This is a genomic window from 'Fragaria x ananassa' phyllody phytoplasma (assembly GCF_018274325.1).
Classification (GTDB): Bacteria; Bacillota_I; Bacilli_A; order Acholeplasmatales; family Acholeplasmataceae; genus Phytoplasma.
The window spans coordinates 1-880 of record NZ_JAGVRH010000029.1; the positions used below are offsets into that span (position 1 = coordinate 1).

Genomic DNA, 880 nt, shown 5'->3' on the forward strand with positions numbered 1-880 from the left:
GAAACAATAGAATTAAAAAAATAATTGCAATTACTATAATCCATATTTTTACAATAATTTTTCTTTTTTTATTCATATATTAACCTCTTTATCTAATATCTTCAATTCGATCAATTGTTTCACCATCATCTTTGAAAAAAGTACGTTTAAGTTTCAATATATTTCCTTTTTTGTATTCATCAATATATTTAATGGTTTCACCATCATCTTGATATTTAGTAGATTTAATTACAATACCAGTATCTTTGTCATATTCGGTAATATAGATAAATGTTTTGCCATCTGGTTGATATTTAGTTCTTTTAATGCTTTTACCAGTATCTTTGTCAAATTCGTCAATCCAATTAATTGTTTTGCTGTCATTTTGATAATAGGTTGTTTTAATTATATTTTGAGTATCTTTGTCAAATTCGTTAATCCAATCAATTGTTTTACCGTCATCTTGATATTTAGTGGATTTGATTAATTTACCATCAAGGTTTTTAATTTGTATTTCATCTATTATTTTAGTACCTGGTTGAAAAATAATATTTTTAGTTGTAGTTAATGCATCAATTTCTTTATCAAGTTTAAACATAATAGCATTATATGTTTTTTCTTGTTCTTGTGGGGATGAAATATTAGATTGAGGTTGAACAGTTTCTTGTTCTTCTTGTGATGGAATATTAGATTGAGGTTGAACAGTTTCTTTATTTTGTTGGTTTGAGTTTTCGGTTTTAGATTTATTTTCATTAATAGCTAATAAAATAATAATTAAAAAAACAAGAATAGTTACAGTAATAAATAAACCCCAAATGATAAAGATAATACGTTTTAGTTTGCTTTTATTATTTGTTTTCAATTTTATTTACCTACTTTGTTTATAATTTTGATTATTTCT

The 880-nt window shown here is 23.4% G+C and carries 1 protein-coding gene; it reads right to left on the reverse strand.

The annotated features are described in order from the left end of the window. Positions 1-88: 88 nt before the first annotated feature. Positions 89-841: a DUF2963 domain-containing protein gene (locus J8J04_RS03050; protein WP_212332252.1), complete on the reverse strand. Its 753-nt coding sequence runs from the start codon at positions 839-841 to the stop codon at positions 89-91. Between the last annotated feature and the right edge of the window lie 39 nt (positions 842-880).